Genomic DNA, 15,557 nt, shown 5'->3' with positions numbered 1-15,557 from the left:
CGCCCATCCTCTTTGTTGGTTTCGCGCACTGTTCCTTAAATCAGTAAGGGTCGCAAGATGTACCGTCTGGCCGTAGTAACTAGGAATCTCATAAGGGCACCACACGCGCGGCGCACAATTTATTTCTTACCGGAGTTGGAGTTACTTTTCGGCCCGCTAGATCATAAGTGACCACAACAAAGGCGAAGCCCGTTATGTTGCAAGAGAAGCGAAAAGACCTGGATTCGGAGCGGCAGAAAAAGCTGCTGTTTCGGCTTGTGGATGAACTCAGCCAATCTTCGCCTGATCTGTACTATCGCCCAACCAGTGAGATCGCGACGTACCTTGAAACGTATATTCGTAAGGAAGCAAAACTGTCTGCAGACGATCGGGCCTTGATGAACCGGCTCAGCCGTCGTGATCTGGAAGTGCTGTTAAGTTTGCACTGATCCCAAAGAAAAAGGGCCCCCAAACGGCGGCCCTTGATCGTATCTTTGCGACAGCTGAGATCAGCCGTTCACGCTGTCCTTCAGTGCCTTCGCAATGGTCATTTTAACCACCTTGTCGGCCTCTTTCTTGAACTGCTCGCCAGTGGCGGGGTTGCGCACCATGCGCTCGGGGCGCTCGCGGCAGTAGATTTTGCCAACGCCGGGCAGGGTCACTGCGCCGCCGGCCGAAACTTCGCGTGTGATCAGGCCGGTCATGGCCTCCAGCGCGGCGTTCGCGGCTTTCTTGTCAGTCCCCATTTCCTCAGCGAGAGCAGCAACCAGCTGAGTCTTTGTCATAGGCTTTGCCATTTCTTGGTCTCCTTAACGTGCCCGATGTCTTGGGCCTCACCGCGTAACTGTAACGGGATATTGTGGCTGAACACAACGAATAGTAGCGCGAAAAACCCCAAAAATAGGGGGAAAACGTTGCTTTTTTGCTTCAGAGAAAGGCTGTTTCGTCAAAAGAACGCAATTTCCGGCTGTGCAGACGCTCAAGCGGCATGCCTCGCAGGTGTTCCATCGCGCGAATTCCGATCGCCAAATGGCGGCTGACCTGTGTGGTATAGAAGTCCGAGGCCATGCCCGGAAGCTTCAATTCCCCGTGCAGCGGTTTGTCCGAGACACAGAGCAAAGTGCCATAGGGCACCCGGAACCGATATCCATTGGCGGCGATCGTGGCGCTTTCCATATCCAGCGCAATCGCGCGAGACTGGCTGAGGCGCTGCACCGGGCCGGACTGGTCGCGCAGTTCCCAGTTGCGGTTGTCGACCGAGGCGACGGTGCCGGTGCGCATGACGCGCTTTAGCTCGTAGCCGTCCAGTTCTGTCACTTCGGCCACGGCGCGTTCCAACGCTACCTGCACTTCGGCTAGGGGCGGGATCGGGACCCAGACGGGCAGGTCATCGTCCAGAACCTTGTCTTCGCGCAGATAGGCATGGGCCAGCACGAAATCCCCCAGCGCCTGCGTGTTGCGCAAGCCGGCGCAATGGCCAACCATCAGCCACGCATGTGGTCGCAGAACTGCGATATGGTCGGTCGCGGTTTTTGCGTTGGATGGCCCCACCCCGATATTGACCAACGTGATCCCCGACCCATCGGCGCGTTTCAGGTGGTAGGTCGGCATCTGAGGCAGCTTCAGCGGCTGCTCCAAAACGCCATCGGCCGAGGTGATCTGCGCATTCCCGGTCGACACAAAGCTGGTATAGCCGCTTTCCGGGTCGGCCAGTTGTTCGCGGGCATAGTTCTCGAACTCGGACACGTAGAACTGGTAGTTGGTGAACAGCACATGGTTTTGGAAGTGGCTGGGATCGGTGGCAGTGTAATGCGCCAGACGGGCCAGCGAATAATCCACACGCTGGGCGGTGAACAGCGCCAAGGGGCCAATCTCGGTTTCGTGGTCATGCACCCCGTTGACGATATCATCATTGGTGGTCGTCAGATCCGGCACGTCGAACACATCGCGCAAGGTGAATCCCGCCGCGCCCTGATGCGGCACCACGAGGTCGGGGTTATTGGCCACCGCGAAATGAACCGGGATGGGTGTATCCGAGGCGCCAATCGTCACTGGTTGGTCGTGGTTTTTGATCAGCAGGGCAATTTGTTGGGTCAGATAGGCCCGGAACAGATCGGGCCGTGTGACCGTCGTGGCATGGGTGCCGGGTTCCGAGACGTGACCAAAGCTCAGCCGGCTGTCCACATGCGCGTATGACGTCGTTTTGATGCGAATCTCTGGGTAATAGGCTCTGAAACGCTCAGTCGGAGTGCCTGCCTCCATCGCTTTGGCGAAGTTTTCGCACAGGAAACTTGTGGCCTTTTCGTAGAGCTCTTCCAGGCGCGCCACGGCTGCAGCAGGGTCGGTGAATTTCTCAGGGTTTGGGACGTCGGGTGTTCTTATTATTGTCATGCGAGGGGTTCCAAAAGGTCGATCTTTTCAAATGTACGCACATCCACCAGCCCAAGGTCGGAAATCCGCAGTTCGGGGATCACGACAAGGGCCAGCAGCGAGTGCTGCATATAGGCGTTGTTCAACTGACAGCCACAGTCCTGCATCGCCTGAACCATCCGGTCCGCCTTGGCGGCCACATCGGCGGCGGGACTGTCGGACATCAGGCCAGCGATGGGCAGTTCCACCAGCGCCAGTTCCTCGCCGTCGCGGAACAGGGTGATACCTCCGCCCACCTCGGCCAGACGGTTCGCCGCCAGTGCCATCTGTTCGCGGTCGGTTCCCACCACGATCATATGATGGCTGTCATGCGCCACGGTCGAGGCCATGGCCATGCGCCCCTGATACCCAAAGCCCGAGACAAATGCGTTCGTGACTCCTCCGGTCGCGCGGTGGCGTTCGACCAAAGCGATCTGGCAGACGTCGCTTTCGCCCTCGACCAACCCGCCGATGATGGGCAATTCCTCCTTCAGCGCCTTGGTCGGTGCCTGATTCTCCACCACGCCGATCACATTGGCCCGCACGCGGTTGGCGCCCTCTGGGGCTTTGATCTCAAAATCCTTATCGGTCAGGGTATGGCCCAGATGCACCGTATTGCGCGCACTGTCCGGCCAGTTCAGATGCGGGCAGTCTACTGAAATCGCGCCATTTTCGGCAACGATCTGGCCGCGGGCGATCACCACCTCAATCTGCAACGCAGCCAGATCAGAACTCAGGATAATATCCGCCCGCCGGCCTGGCGTGATCGACCCGATCTCGCGTTCCAGCCCGAAATGGGTGGCGGTGTTGATCGTCGCCATCTGCAACGCAATCAACGGATCGCAACCGCAGGCAATCGCGTGGCGCACCACGCGGTTCATATGCCCCTCATTCACCAATGTGCCCGAGTGGCAATCATCCGTGCACAGAATAAAGCCGCGCGGGTCTAACCCTTTCTCGGTCACGGCTGTGATCTGGCTTTCCACGTCATACCAGGCCGAGCCCAGCCGCATCATCGACCGCATCCCCTGCCGCACCCGAGCTATGGCGTCGGCTTCGCAAGTTCCCTCGTGGTCGTCAGCGGGGCCCCCGGCCACATAAGCCGCGAATTCAGGCCCTAAATCAGGCGAAGCATAGTGCCCACCCACGGTTTTCCCCGCATTCTGAGTCGCCGCGATCTCGGCCAGCATCTTGGGGTCGCCGTGGATCACGCCGGGGAAATTCATCATCTCACCCAACCCGATGATGCCGGGCCAGTTCATCGCCTCGGCCACGTCCTCAGGGGTGATTTCATAGCCTGTGGTTTCAAGCCCTGGGGCCGATGGCGCGCAGGATGGCATCTGGGTGAAGATGTTGACCGGTTGCATCAACGCCTCGTCATGCATCATCCGCACGCCGTCCAGTCCCAGCACATTGGCAATCTCATGCGGGTCGGTGAACATCGACGTCGTGCCATGAGGAATGACCGCGCGGGCAAACTCCGCCGGGGTCAGCATCCCCGATTCGATATGCATATGCGCGTCGCACAGACCGGGCAGCATATAGCGCCCATTGGCCTCGATGATCTGCGTCTTTGGGCCGATGCAATGCGAGGCATCCGGTCCCACAAAGGCGATGCGCCCGCTGGCGATTGCGATGTCGTGATCCGGCAGCGCTTCGCGCGTGTGTACGTTCACCCAGATCCCGCGGCACACGACCATGTCGGCTGGATCACGTCCAGCGGCAACAGCGATCAATCGGGGGGCGGTATCGGGCCAACTTGGGAAAGGCGTATATTCCATGGCTCAACTTTTCTGAATGTGTCCGAAGGTGCAACCCCTGCCGAACATCTATCATCAAACCGTCACGCAGCGCGTCAGCGCTGCCCGGCCCAACCAAAGGAGGGCGCGCGCAAGCGCCCCTGAAGATGGGCGGGAGCGCCTACCCCGCCAGATCGCGGGCAATTTCCCGCCTTACCCAATCGGCGAACAGGACGGCACCCGGCGTTTCCTCGGCCTGAGGCGACAGCAGCAGGTAATAAGCCTCGGGCATCTCCGCACGATACTCAAACGGAGAAACCAGTTGTCCGCGCTCGATCAGGTCGCGAGCTATGGTGTCATGGGTTAGGCAATACCCACCCCCGGCCATCGCAACAGACAGGCTAACCAGATAAGTTGTTGAATAGGTAATGGGCGAATTTTTCCAATTTAGACCCTGTTCAGTGATCCAGTTCGGCCAGTTCGAAAGCAGGTTCGAACAATCAAACAGGGGCTGTTCCTGAATGTCTTCCAGCCGCACTTCATAGCCCGGGGCGCAGACCGGGTAATAGTGATCGGTGCGCAGCAATTCGGTGCGTACTGTGTCGGACGGGCGCAGGGAATAGCGGATTTCGACCGCCGCGCCCTCGGCCATTTCGCGCGGTTCCCATAATTCGGTGAAGATGTTCAAATGCACATCCGGGTGCGCGGCGCGGAACCGGGGCAGGCGCGGTCCCAGCCAGTTTACGGCAAAGGTGATGTTACTTTGAACCTGCACCGCGTTTTGCTGCGCCCCGGTGACGGCCTGTGTGCCCCGCACTAGCGTACGAAACGCCTCACGCACCACGGGCAGATAGGTGATTCCGGCCTCGGTCAGTTCCAGCGCGCGGGGGCGACGCAGGAACAGCGGTTGGCCCAGATAGCCCTCAAGCGACTTAATCTGCTGACTGACCGCGCTTTGCGTCATGTTCAGATCACGCGCCGCACCGGTGAACGACAAGTGTCGCGCGGCGGCCTCGAATGTGCGCAGCCAGCCCAGCGGAGGAAGCGATGTCTGCATTGGCATAACCTCACCATTAGCTGAGCTTATGAGATAGGCGAGAATTTTTCGTTGGTCAAATCCGCCTCGCGTCGCCACCTTCTTGAGAAACCAGATGGAGGAGCCCGCCATGACCGTCACCGAATTGCGTCCCAATATCGACCACTGGCCCGAGCGGGTCGACCTGGCTGCTACTTTCCGCTGGACTGAACGCCTGAACATGCACGAGGCCGTGGCCAACCACTTCAGTTTGGCGGTCAACGAGGGCGGAACGCAGTTCCTGATGAACGCCAATCAGATGCATTTCGCACGGATCAAGGCGTCGAACCTTCTGCTGCTGGATGCCAATGATCCTGACGTTATGGATCAGCCCGGCGCGCCCGACCCGACCGCTTGGGGTCTGCATGGCTCGATCCACCGCCATTGCCCGCATGCGCGCTGTGTGATGCATGTGCATTCGATCTTTGCAACCGTTCTGGCCTCGTTGGCCGACAGCACTCTACCGCCGATCGACCAGAACACTGCCACCTTCTACAACCGCTATGTGGTGGACCAGGAATTCGGCGGGCTAGCCTTTGAAAGCGAAGGTGAACGCTGCGCCGCAATGCTGTCGGACCCGAAGAAGAAGGTCATGATCATGGGCAACCATGGCGTGTTGGTGACGGGCAGCGATCCGGCGGATACGTTCAACCGCCTCTATTATTTCGAGCGTGCGGCCGAGACATATATCCGCGCGTTGCAGACCGGCCAGCCCCTACGTGTCTTGTCCGATGAGATCGCCGAGAAGACCGCGCAGGAACTGGATGACTACCCTGATCAGGCCGAGGCGCATCTGCGGGAAATCAAAGCCCTGCTGGATGCAGAGGGTTCGGATTACGCCAGCTAAAGGGAATTGCCATGACAGACGCCGCCCAAGACCCCGAAGCCGCCCGCTGGCACTATCACCCCGAAGGTCCGGTGGGCTTGAACCCGCTGTTCGCATGGCCTCCGCGCCCCGCCTCTGTGCTGAAGTGGTACAGTGGAGCTTGGCTGCAGATTACCTCGCTGACCCTGTGTATGGGGCTGGCGATCATTGCCTATGCCATATTCTTCCCTGCGTTAGAGTCGATGAAGAGCTTTGCTCCGGGGTGGATGTTCCGCATTTGGCTGCTGAACATGGTGCCTCAGATCTTGGTGGCGGGCGGGCTGCATTGGTGGCTTTACATGCGCAAGGGGCAGGGCATGTACAAAAAGTTCGACCGTCGCGACCTGACCCGGGACAACGGCAATTTCACCTTCCGCAATCAGGTCTGGGACAATATCTGGTGGACGCTGGGCAGCGCCATGACCGTGGCAACCGTGTATCAATGGGTGATCTATTGGGCGATGGCCAACGGATATGTGCCGACAGTCACTTGGGCCAGCGCGCCGATTTGGTTTATCGTCTGGATGTTGTTCATCCCGATGTGGTCTGGCTTGCATTTCTATTGGGTGCATCGGCTGGAGCATCACCCCAAGCTCTATAAACACGTCCACGCCGTGCATCATCGCAACGTCAATATCGGCCCGTGGTCGGGGATATCGAACCATTGGTATGAAAACCTGCTGTATTTCACGACCTATTTCATCCATCTGATCGTGCCGTCCCACCCTCTGCATCTTCTGTTTCACACGTATTTTCAGCAGATCAGCCCGGTTCTGTCCCATTCAGGGTTTGAAAAGTTGAAAGCCGGAGAAACTGAAGCGGCCCGTGCGGGGGACTTTTTCCACCAGCTTCATCACCGGTATTTCGAGTGCAACTACGGCACCTCGGAAATCCCCTTCGACAAGTGGTTTGGCACCTATCACGATGGGTCTGCCGAGGCGACGACGCGGACGCGGGCCTACAAAAAGCAGATGTATACCTAGCCGGATCGCATTGCGCGCGGGGTGGTCCCGAACTCGGTCCGAAAGGCTCGGGTCAGGGCGCTTGGGTCGTCATAGCCTGCGCGCAGGGCGATCTCGGCGATAGTCAGGTCGGTCTCGGCTGCCAGTTTCCGGGCCAGGTTCAGGCGCAGGCGGCGATAGACCTGTGCGGGGCCTGCGCCCAGTTCGGTTTGCATTCGCACGGACAGCGCCTTTTGCGATCGTCCAATCCGGCGGGCGATCTCGGGGATAGGCAAGGGCATTTCCAGATGTTCCTGCATCAGGGCCAGCGCTTTGTTCACATAGCTGCTGGTCGCACCCGCCCCGCCGGAATGAGACCTGGCGGAATCGCGAGTCATGAAAAGCTGCGCGACCTCCAGCGCTAAAGCCTGCCCGTGATCTTGCCCAATCAGGTGCAACACCAGATCAAACGCCGCCATCGCACCAGAACAGGTAATGCGGTCGCCGTCGATCACGTAGCGTTCGCGCTGTGCGTCAATTTCGGGGAATCGTTCGGTGAAACCGTCCAGCTCCTCCCAATGGATTGTGGCGCGGTGCCCGTCCAGTAATCCGGCCAACGCCAACAACCAGCTTCCGGTATCCAGCCCGGCCAGTATGCTGTAGCGCCTCGCTGCGGACCGCAACCCCGCCAGCGTCCGCCACCCGCCATGGGCCCGATACCCGTAAGAGGGCATGACCAGTAAAGTATCGCCGCGCGCATTCTGCAAGATGTCGTGCGGTGCGACTTGCAGCCCCGAAGATGACGTGACGGGAGCGCGATCCAGTGACAGAAATTGCCAGTCATACAGCTTGCGCCCCGCGATGGAATTCGCCGCCCGCAAGGGTTCGACCGCATTCGCAAGGCAGTGGTTGGAAAAGCCGTCGAACAGAAGCACTCCGAATTGCTGCGGCGCAGCGGGCAATTTGATCCATCTTTGCATGATTTAGGTCTATTTCTGCATGTTCAGCTTGGCAAGCCACGTCAGGATACCCGCAACCCCAGATGTGGAGACCCCAGATGCAATATGGCCTGTCCGACGAACAAGAGATGATCGCCGCGACCGTTCGCAGCTTTGTCGAAAACGAAATCTACCCGCATGAAGAGCTGGTCGAGCGCACTGGCGAGGTTCCGCACGAGATCGCCGCCGAGATCAAACGCAAGACGATCGAGTTGGGCTTTTATGCCTGCAACTTCCCCGAAAGCGTCGGCTGTGCCGGGCTAAACCATCTGGAGTTTGCGCTGGTCGAGCGCGAGTTGGGCCGGGGATCCATGGCGCTGAACCATTTCTTCGGACGGCCGCAAAACATCCTGATGGCGTGCGAGGAGGATCAGATCGACCGTTACCTGATGCCGGCCGTCAGGGGTGAAAAGATGGACGCGCTGGCGATGACCGAACCGGGTGCGGGCTCGGACGTGCGGGGGATGAAATGCGCTGCCGTGCGCGATGGGGGCGACTGGGTGGTCAATGGCACCAAGCACTTCATCTCGGGCGCGGAACATGCAGACTTTATCATCGTCTTCATCGCAACCGGTGAAGATCAGACGCCGAAAGGCCCGAAGAAGCGCATCACTGCCTTTCTGGTCGATCGCGGGACCCCCGGCTTCACGATCCGGGATGGATACAAGTCGGTCAGTCATCGCGGCTACAAGAACATGGTGCTGGATTTCGACGATTGCCGCCTGCCGGATGCGCAGGTTCTGGGCGAGGTTGATGGCGGGTTCGAGGTGATGAACACCTGGCTTTACGCCACCCGGATCACCGTTGCCGCAATGTCGGTTGGGCGTGCGCGCCGAGCGTTCGACTATGCGCTGGACTATGCCGCCACGCGTGAGCAATTCGGCCAGAAGATCGGCAAGTTTCAGGGCGTCTCATTCCAGATTGCAGACATGATCACCGAGATTGATGCCGCCGATCTGCTGACCCTTGCAGCCGCCGATCGTCTGGACAAGGGGCTGCCCGCCAACCGCGAGATTGCCTCGGCCAAACTGTACGCCTCGGAAATGCTGGCCCGGGTGACAGATGCGGCGATCCAGGTGCATGGCGGGATGGGTCTGATGGATGACTACCCGCTGGAGCGATTCTGGCGTGACGCGCGTGTCGAACGCATCTGGGACGGCACCAGCGAGATTCAGCGCCACATCATCAGCCGCGATCTCTTGCGGGCGCTGGGCGCATGACGACAGCGCTGGCCCGAGCGCTGAACCCAAAGACCATCGCCGTGATCGGCGGTGGCGCGTGGTGTACGTCTGTTATCGAGCAGGCACGCAAGTTTGGATTCGAGGGCGAAATTTGGCCTGTGCACCCCAAAGCAACCGATGTCGCGGGGGAAAGTGCTTACCCGACACTCGAGTCGTTGCCTGATGTGCCCGACATGGCCTTTGTCGGCATCAACCGCCACGCCACAATTGAGGCTGTCAGGATTCTGTCTGCGATGGGGACGGGCGGTGCGGTCTGTTTCGCTTCGGGCTATACCGAGGCACAGGCTGAAGACCATTCAGGCGCGGGCCTTCAGGATCAGTTGATCGCCGCCGCAGGGGACATGCCGATTTTTGGGCCGAATTGTTACGGTTTCGTCAATGGCCTGCATCGAGTGGCTGTCTGGCCTGATCAGCACGGCATGCGGCCTGTGGATCGCGGGGTTGCGATCCTGACGCAAAGCTCGAACATTGCCATCAACATGACCATGCAGCGCCGCGCTTTACCGTTGGCCTTCATGCTGACCTGTGGAAATCAGGCGCAGACGCATCAGGCCCAGATTGCCTCGGCGTTGTTGGATGACGACCGCATTACGGCCATCGGCGTGCATATCGAAGGGTTTGGCGATCTGCGCAAATGGGAGGCGCTGGCTAAAAAGGCTCGTCAGCGCGGTGTCCCGATTGTTGCGCTGAAGATGGGCCGGTCGGTCCATGCCCAGGCGGCAACGATTTCGCATACGGCCTCGCTGGCGGGGCAGGACGCGGGTGCTCAGGCGTTTCTGGATCGGTTGGGGATTGCCCGCTTGGATGACATCCCCAGCTTTCTGGAATGCCTCAAGCTGTTGCATGTTGCTGGGCGTCTGGACAGCAACGGGCTGGGTACGATCAGCTGCTCGGGGGGCGAGGCCAGTCTGGCCGCGGATATGGCCGAGGGGCGTGATCTGCACTTTCCGCCGTTGACGGATACGCAACGCACCGATCTGCGCGCGGCATTGGGGCCGATGGTGGCGCTGGCGAACCCGCTGGACTACCACACCTATATCTGGCGCGACACGCAGGCGATGACGCGTGCCTGGTCGGCGATGATGGGGCCAGAACAGGCTCTGACTATGGCCATTGTGGACTATCCGCACACTGATCAAACCGATTGGACCTGTGCGACGCAGGCCGCGCTGAATTGTGTGGCAAAAACCGGGCGGCCCTTTGCAGTGACCGCAACTCTGCCCGAGTTGATGCCCGAGGACGTCGCGCAGCGCCTGATGGATGGCGGCGTTATTCCCTTCGCCGGGCTGCATGAGGCACTGTCGGCTGTCGAAGCAGCGGCGCGACCCGCAGGTCAGGACTCTGATCCGGTGGTCCTTCCCAGTACTGCCAATCCAAACGTTACGCTGACCGAGGCGGAGGCCAAGGACCAGCTTGCAGCCTTCGGTGTGTCCACTCCGAAAAGGTTGGTGATTCAGGCCGATGCCGCCAGCGCGGGTGACCTGACCGGTCCTTTCGCCGTCAAGGGCGTTGGACTGGCCCATAAGTCGGACCACGGGGCGGTTCAGTTAGGGGTAAGCGCGGGAGATCTGCCGGCCGTCGCGGCCCATATCGGCACCCATGAAGTTCTGATCGAGGAAATGGCGCCCGAAGGCGTTGCCGAGTTGCTAATCGGTGTCACTTGCGATCCGGCCCATGGCTATGTTCTGACATTGGGTGCGGGCGGGGTGTTGACGGAAATCCTGCGGGACTCGGTGTCTCTGCTAATACCGTCGCCTCGGAACGTGGTCGAAAAGGCGCTGGGTGAGCTGGCCTGTGCGCCGTTGCTGGCTGGCTATCGCGGCAAGCCCGCCGCAGATATAGGCGCGATCCTGGATACGGTCGAGGCCGTGCAGGCTTATGTCATTGCCAACGCAACCCATGTCAGCGAAGTTGAAATCAATCCGCTTATCTGCGGGCCTAAAGGGGCCGTGGCGGTGGATGCACTGATCCGAAAGGCACGCACATGAACCCGGTCAAAACCCAGCGCGACGGCGCGATATTGCAGGTCACTCTGGACCGTCCCAAAGCCAATGCGATTGATCTGGCCACCAGCCGCGTTATGGGCGAGGTGTTTCGGGATTTCCGCGATGACCCGGACCTGCGCGTGGCAATCATCACCGGTGGCGGCGACAAGTTCTTTTGCCCCGGCTGGGATCTGAAGGCTGCGGCGGATGGCGACGCGGTGGATGGCGATTATGGGGTGGGCGGCTTCGGCGGGTTGCAAGAGCTGCGCGATATGAACAAGCCGGTGATTGCCGCCGTGAACGGTATCGCCTGTGGTGGCGGGCTGGAACTGGCGCTGAGCGCCGACATGATCATCTCCGCAGATCACGCCAGCTTTGCCCTGCCCGAAATCCGATCCGGCACCGTTGCGGATGCGGCCAGTGTCAAACTGCCCAAACGCATCCCCTATCATATCGCGATGGAACTGCTGCTGACCGGACGCTGGTTCACTCCGGATGAGGCCAAGACCTGGGGCCTCGTCAACGAGATCGTGCCCGGCGATCAGCTGATGGACCGCGCATGGGAACTGGCGCGTTTGCTGGCCAGCGGGCCGCCTCTGGTCTATGCCGCGATCAAAGAGATTGTGCGCGAGGCCGAGGATTCAAAGTTTCAGGACATTATGAACCGGATCACACGGCGGCAATTGCCGACCGTGGATGTTCTGTATGGGTCCGAGGACAATCTGGAAGGCGCCCGCGCCTTTGCCGAGAAACGCGACCCGGTCTGGAAAGGGCGCTAAATCCGCTCGAACAAGGCGATGAGCGCCGTGTCGTCCTTGTTGGGACCAATGGCGAGGTCGCCATAGATACGTACTTCGGGCAGAGACAGGTTTCTGATCTGACCCTGAGCCAGCTTGTGAAGCGCCTCGGCAAAGCCAAGTGCCTCATAATGTTGGGCGTTGATCGACAGGGCGAATTGCGCACCGTGGCGCGCGACGCGCAGCAAGGGCAACAGCGCCTCGGGGCCGAGGTGGCCGTGGGTGAAGGTGCCCGATGACACGATGCCCGAGTAGCTTTCGCGCGGCACAGGGATGCCCTCGTTCAGGTCGGCCTCGATTGCATCGCGGTAGATGTCTTTGCGCATGGCCTGATCCAGCATCTGGGCGCTGATATCGGTGGCGTCGATGGGACCGACGCCCAGCCCGACCAGGACATCACCGCACAGACCGGTCCCCGCGCCCACATCCAGCACCGGGCCCTGTCCTCCCGCCCCTACAAAGGCGCGCGCCGTGTGGATGTGGAGCTGATAATCCTCACGCGTGGCAAAGCCTGTGTCATAATCCCCGGCCCATTCCGCATAAAGCCGCCGGTTGTCGTCCGGCGTTTCCAGCGCATAGGCCGCATGCAGATCAGGGGTTTTATCGCTCATGCCTAAAAGAAAGGCCCATTGTGGGATTCGAATCAAGTATCCCGTCGCCCGCGCTTGCATCCGGCTGATTTGGGGATCATCAATGGCGGCATGACTGGTACTCTTTATTCATTCGGCCATGGCTATTCCGCGCAGGAATTGTCGCGGCTTTTGGCACCCGCGGGCTGGCGCATCATCGGAACCACCCGTGACCCCGCGCAATCAATAACCCTGCGGGCTTCGGGGGCAGAGCCGGTTGTTTGGCCTGGACAGCAGGTTGATTTGGACGGGGTGACGCATTTGCTGATCTCGACGGCGCCCAATGCCGAAGGTGACCCGGTTCTGGCGGCCTTGAAGGACGAAATCACCGAGCGCGCCGCGCAGTTCGAATGGGTCGGGTACTTGTCGACCACAGCCGTTTACGGCGATCATCAGGGTGATTGGGTAGATGAGACTACCCCTGCAACACCCACGGCCCAAAGGGGCAGATGGCGGGTGCAGGCGGAACAGCAATGGCTGACCATTCCGGGTCTGCCCACGCATATTTTCCGGCTGGCGGGGATCTATGGCCCCGGTCGCGGTCCGTTCTCCAAGCTGAAACGCGTTGGGATGCGGCGGATCATAAAGCCGGGTCAGGTCTTTTCGCGCATTCACGTGGCCGATATCGCGCAGGTACTGGCGGCGTCGATGGCCGCGCCAAATCCCGGCGCCATATATAATGTCTGCGATGATGAACCGGTTCCACCACAGGATGTCATTGCCTATGCGGCTGAGTTGCAGGGATTGCCTCTGCCCCCCGCCGTTCCTTTTGACAAGGCCGACCTAACCCCGATGGCCCGCAGTTTTTACAACGAGAACAAGCGGGTCAGAAACGACCGGATCAAGGATGAGTTGGGGGTAAAGCTGCTTTATCCAGACTACCGGGTCGGGCTGACGTCTCTGATGCGCGCGGAATGATTGAATTGTGATAGCTTTTAGTTATCATAATCATCCATAAACAAAACTTATTCGCATGGATTGTCTTTGCTAGAACGGTTCTAGACAAGACCTACCGAGTCGCTACTGCCCATCACGACTGCGCGATTTTTCGTCATGCTTTTAGGATGGATAAAAGTGTCATCTATATGTGCTCTTGATCGACCGAGTTTTTAGCGGCGCACCTGCGCCGGAATTTTGCCAGGAATGGAGATCGACATGGACGGAAGTGATAACCCCAAAGCAGGCGGATGCCCTGTCATGCACGGCGCAGGAACCCGGTCTAACCGGGACTGGTGGCCGAACCAGCTGAACCTGTCGATCCTGCATCAGCACGGACCGGCCTCGAACCCGATGGATGCCGATTTCAACTACGCTGAAGAGTTCAAGAAACTGGACATGAAGGCGCTGAAAGAAGACCTGTATGCGCTGATGACGGATTCGCAGGACTGGTGGCCAGCGGATTATGGTCATTACGGCGGATTGTTCATTCGTATGGCGTGGCACAGCGCCGGGACATACCGGACGGCGGATGGCCGGGGTGGTGCTTCGACCGGGAACCAGCGGTTTGCCCCGCTGAACAGCTGGCCGGATAACGGCAATCTCGATAAGGCGCGCCGTCTTCTGTGGCCGATCAAGCAGAAATACGGCAACCAGATTTCATGGGCTGACCTGATGATCCTTGCGGGCAACTGCGCCATCGAATCCATGGGCGGCAAGACCTTTGGCTTTGCCGGTGGCCGCGAAGACATTTGGGCCCCCGAGGAAGACATCTATTGGGGCACTGAGACCGAATGGCTGGCCCCCACCGACAACCCGAACAGCCGCTATTCCGGTGAACGCGATCTGGAAAACCCGCTGGCCGCTGTGCAGATGGGCCTGATCTATGTGAACCCAGAAGGCCCCGATGGTGAGCCGAACGTGCTGGCCTCGGGCCGTGACATCCGCGACACCTTTGGTCGGATGGCGATGAATGACGAGGAAACCGTGGCTCTGGTTGCGGGTGGTCATACCTTTGGCAAAGCGCATGGCGCGGGCGATCCCGATCTGGTTGGCCCCGAACCCGAAGCTGCTGCGATCGAGGAAATGGGCTTTGGCTGGATCAACAAGTTTGGCTCGGGCAAAGGTGACGACACCACAACCTCGGGAATCGAAGGCGCGTGGACCGCGAACCCGATCCAATGGGACAACGGCTATTTCGATCTTCTATTTGGCTATGACTGGAACCTGACCAAAAGCCCCTCTGGCGCGTGGATCTGGGAGCCGGTCGGCGTGAAAGAAGAAGACATGGCCCCGGCGGCGCATGATCCGTCGAAAAAGGTCAAGACCATGATGACCACCGCCGACATGGCGATGCGCATGGACCCGATCTATGGCCCGATCTCGAAGCGCTTCCATGAGAACCCCGAAGAATTCGCAGATGCGTTCGCCCGCGCCTGGTTCAAGCTGACCCACCGCGACATGGGCCCCCGCGCGGCCTATATCGGTGAAGAAGCTCCGACCGAGGAGCTGATCTGGCAGGACAACGTCCCCGCCATAGATCATGATCTGGTGGATGATGCGGATGTGGCGGACCTGAAAGCCAAGATCGCGGCAACCGGTCTGTCGGTGTCGGAACTGGTTTCGACCGCTTGGGCCTCGGCTTCGACCTTCCGCGGGTCGGACAAGCGTGGCGGTGCCAATGGTGCCCGTATCCGTCTTGCGCCGCAGAAAGACTGGGATGTGAACGAGCCGATGAAATTGTCCAAGGCGCTGTCCGCGCTCGAGGGTGTTCAGGCCGCGTTCAACGATGCGCAGTCGGGCGGCAAAAAGGTCTCGCTGGCGGATGTGATCGTTCTGGCCGGCGCCGTAGGTATCGAACAGGCGGCCAAGGCTGGCGGTCAGGATGTCGAGGTTCCGTTTACTCCGGGCCGCACTGATGCGTCGCAGGACCAGACGGATGTCGATAGCTTTGCGGTGATGG

Annotated in this window: 14 protein-coding genes (1 of these 14 only partly in view); 8 read left to right on the top strand and 6 right to left on the bottom strand. The window is 59.8% G+C overall.

What is annotated here, in order from left to right; genetic code table 11:
* Nucleotides 1–194 precede the first annotated feature (194 nt).
* The gene (locus ACR3E7_RS13480) at nucleotides 195–428 is read left to right on the top strand and encodes a hypothetical protein (RefSeq protein WP_170355542.1); all 234 of its coding nucleotides are present in this window, start codon (nucleotides 195–197) and stop codon (nucleotides 426–428) included.
* A 60-nt stretch (nucleotides 429–488) separates the two neighbouring features.
* On the opposite strand, the gene ACR3E7_RS13475 is transcribed toward ACR3E7_RS13480, so the two are convergent.
* From ACR3E7_RS13475 to ACR3E7_RS13460, 4 genes are all read right to left on the bottom strand, one after another.
* Nucleotides 489–776, bottom strand: a complete 288-nt coding sequence (locus ACR3E7_RS13475; RefSeq protein ID WP_039533371.1) for an HU family DNA-binding protein — start codon at nucleotides 774–776, stop codon at nucleotides 489–491.
* 130 nt (nucleotides 777–906) lie between these two features.
* On the bottom strand, nucleotides 907–2,370 hold the full coding sequence (locus tag ACR3E7_RS13470) for an AMP nucleosidase (RefSeq protein WP_480506068.1): 1,464 nt from the start codon (nucleotides 2,368–2,370) through the stop codon (nucleotides 907–909).
* Nucleotides 2,367–4,169: an adenine deaminase gene (gene ade / locus ACR3E7_RS13465; RefSeq protein WP_480506070.1), complete on the bottom strand. Its 1,803-nt coding sequence runs from the start codon at nucleotides 4,167–4,169 to the stop codon at nucleotides 2,367–2,369. The genes ACR3E7_RS13470 and ade overlap by 4 nt, the downstream gene beginning before the upstream one ends.
* Before the next feature lie 139 nt (nucleotides 4,170–4,308).
* Nucleotides 4,309–5,184, bottom strand: a complete 876-nt coding sequence (locus ACR3E7_RS13460; RefSeq protein WP_480506072.1) for a LysR family transcriptional regulator — start codon at nucleotides 5,182–5,184, stop codon at nucleotides 4,309–4,311.
* A gap of 109 nt (nucleotides 5,185–5,293) precedes the next feature.
* On the opposite strand from ACR3E7_RS13460, the gene ACR3E7_RS13455 reads away from it, so the two are divergent.
* Together ACR3E7_RS13455 and ACR3E7_RS13450 are read left to right on the top strand one after the other, a co-directional pair.
* Nucleotides 5,294–6,049, top strand: a complete 756-nt coding sequence (locus tag ACR3E7_RS13455) for a class II aldolase and adducin N-terminal domain-containing protein (RefSeq protein WP_480506074.1) — start codon at nucleotides 5,294–5,296, stop codon at nucleotides 6,047–6,049.
* Nucleotides 6,050–6,060: 11 nt separating this feature from the next.
* Nucleotides 6,061–7,050 (top strand): sterol desaturase family protein, encoded by a 990-nt coding sequence (locus ACR3E7_RS13450; RefSeq protein ID WP_480506076.1) that lies wholly within the window; start codon nucleotides 6,061–6,063, stop codon nucleotides 7,048–7,050.
* On the opposite strand, the gene ACR3E7_RS13445 is transcribed toward ACR3E7_RS13450, so the two are convergent.
* Nucleotides 7,047–7,988 (bottom strand): GlxA family transcriptional regulator, encoded by a 942-nt coding sequence (locus tag ACR3E7_RS13445; protein WP_480506078.1) that lies wholly within the window; start codon nucleotides 7,986–7,988, stop codon nucleotides 7,047–7,049. The two genes, ACR3E7_RS13450 and ACR3E7_RS13445, sit on opposite strands and share 4 nt — an antisense overlap.
* Nucleotides 7,989–8,065: 77 nt before the next feature.
* Here ACR3E7_RS13445 and ACR3E7_RS13440 point away from each other — a divergent pair, with 77 nt between their 5' ends.
* The 3 genes from ACR3E7_RS13440 to ACR3E7_RS13430 are packed head-to-tail and all read left to right on the top strand — an operon-like array spanning nucleotide 8,066 to nucleotide 12,011.
* On the top strand, nucleotides 8,066–9,226 hold the full coding sequence (locus ACR3E7_RS13440; protein WP_480506080.1) for an acyl-CoA dehydrogenase family protein: 1,161 nt from the start codon (nucleotides 8,066–8,068) through the stop codon (nucleotides 9,224–9,226).
* Entirely contained in the window at nucleotides 9,223–11,235 is a 2,013-nt protein-coding gene (locus ACR3E7_RS13435) for an acetate--CoA ligase family protein (RefSeq protein WP_480506082.1), read from the top strand. Before ACR3E7_RS13440 ends, ACR3E7_RS13435 begins: the two co-directional genes overlap by 4 nt.
* A complete protein-coding gene (locus ACR3E7_RS13430; protein ID WP_480506084.1) occupies nucleotides 11,232–12,011 on the top strand; it encodes a carnitinyl-CoA dehydratase in 780 nt (259 codons plus the stop codon). The genes ACR3E7_RS13435 and ACR3E7_RS13430 overlap by 4 nt, the downstream gene beginning before the upstream one ends.
* Here the strand turns inward: ACR3E7_RS13430 and ACR3E7_RS13425 are convergent.
* Nucleotides 12,008–12,640 (bottom strand): class I SAM-dependent DNA methyltransferase, encoded by a 633-nt coding sequence (locus ACR3E7_RS13425; RefSeq protein WP_480506086.1) that lies wholly within the window; start codon nucleotides 12,638–12,640, stop codon nucleotides 12,008–12,010. The two genes, ACR3E7_RS13430 and ACR3E7_RS13425, sit on opposite strands and share 4 nt — an antisense overlap.
* A 90-nt stretch (nucleotides 12,641–12,730) precedes the next feature.
* Here ACR3E7_RS13425 and ACR3E7_RS13420 point away from each other — a divergent pair, with 90 nt between their 5' ends.
* Nucleotides 12,731–13,576: an SDR family oxidoreductase gene (locus ACR3E7_RS13420; RefSeq protein WP_480506088.1), complete on the top strand. Its 846-nt coding sequence runs from the start codon at nucleotides 12,731–12,733 to the stop codon at nucleotides 13,574–13,576.
* 237 nt (nucleotides 13,577–13,813) lie between these two features.
* On the top strand, nucleotides 13,814–15,557 hold the 5' portion of the coding sequence (katG, locus tag ACR3E7_RS13415; protein ID WP_480506090.1) for a catalase/peroxidase HPI. It continues 458 nt past the right edge of the window; 1,744 of the gene's 2,202 nt are visible here — the first part of the coding sequence; the start codon lies at nucleotides 13,814–13,816; the stop codon falls past the right edge of the window.

The sequence above is a fragment of the Ruegeria sp. BK1 genome, from assembly GCF_056535645.1.
Note: the sequence above shows the minus strand (reverse complement) of the source record. Positions and strands in the feature narration are given on the sequence as shown.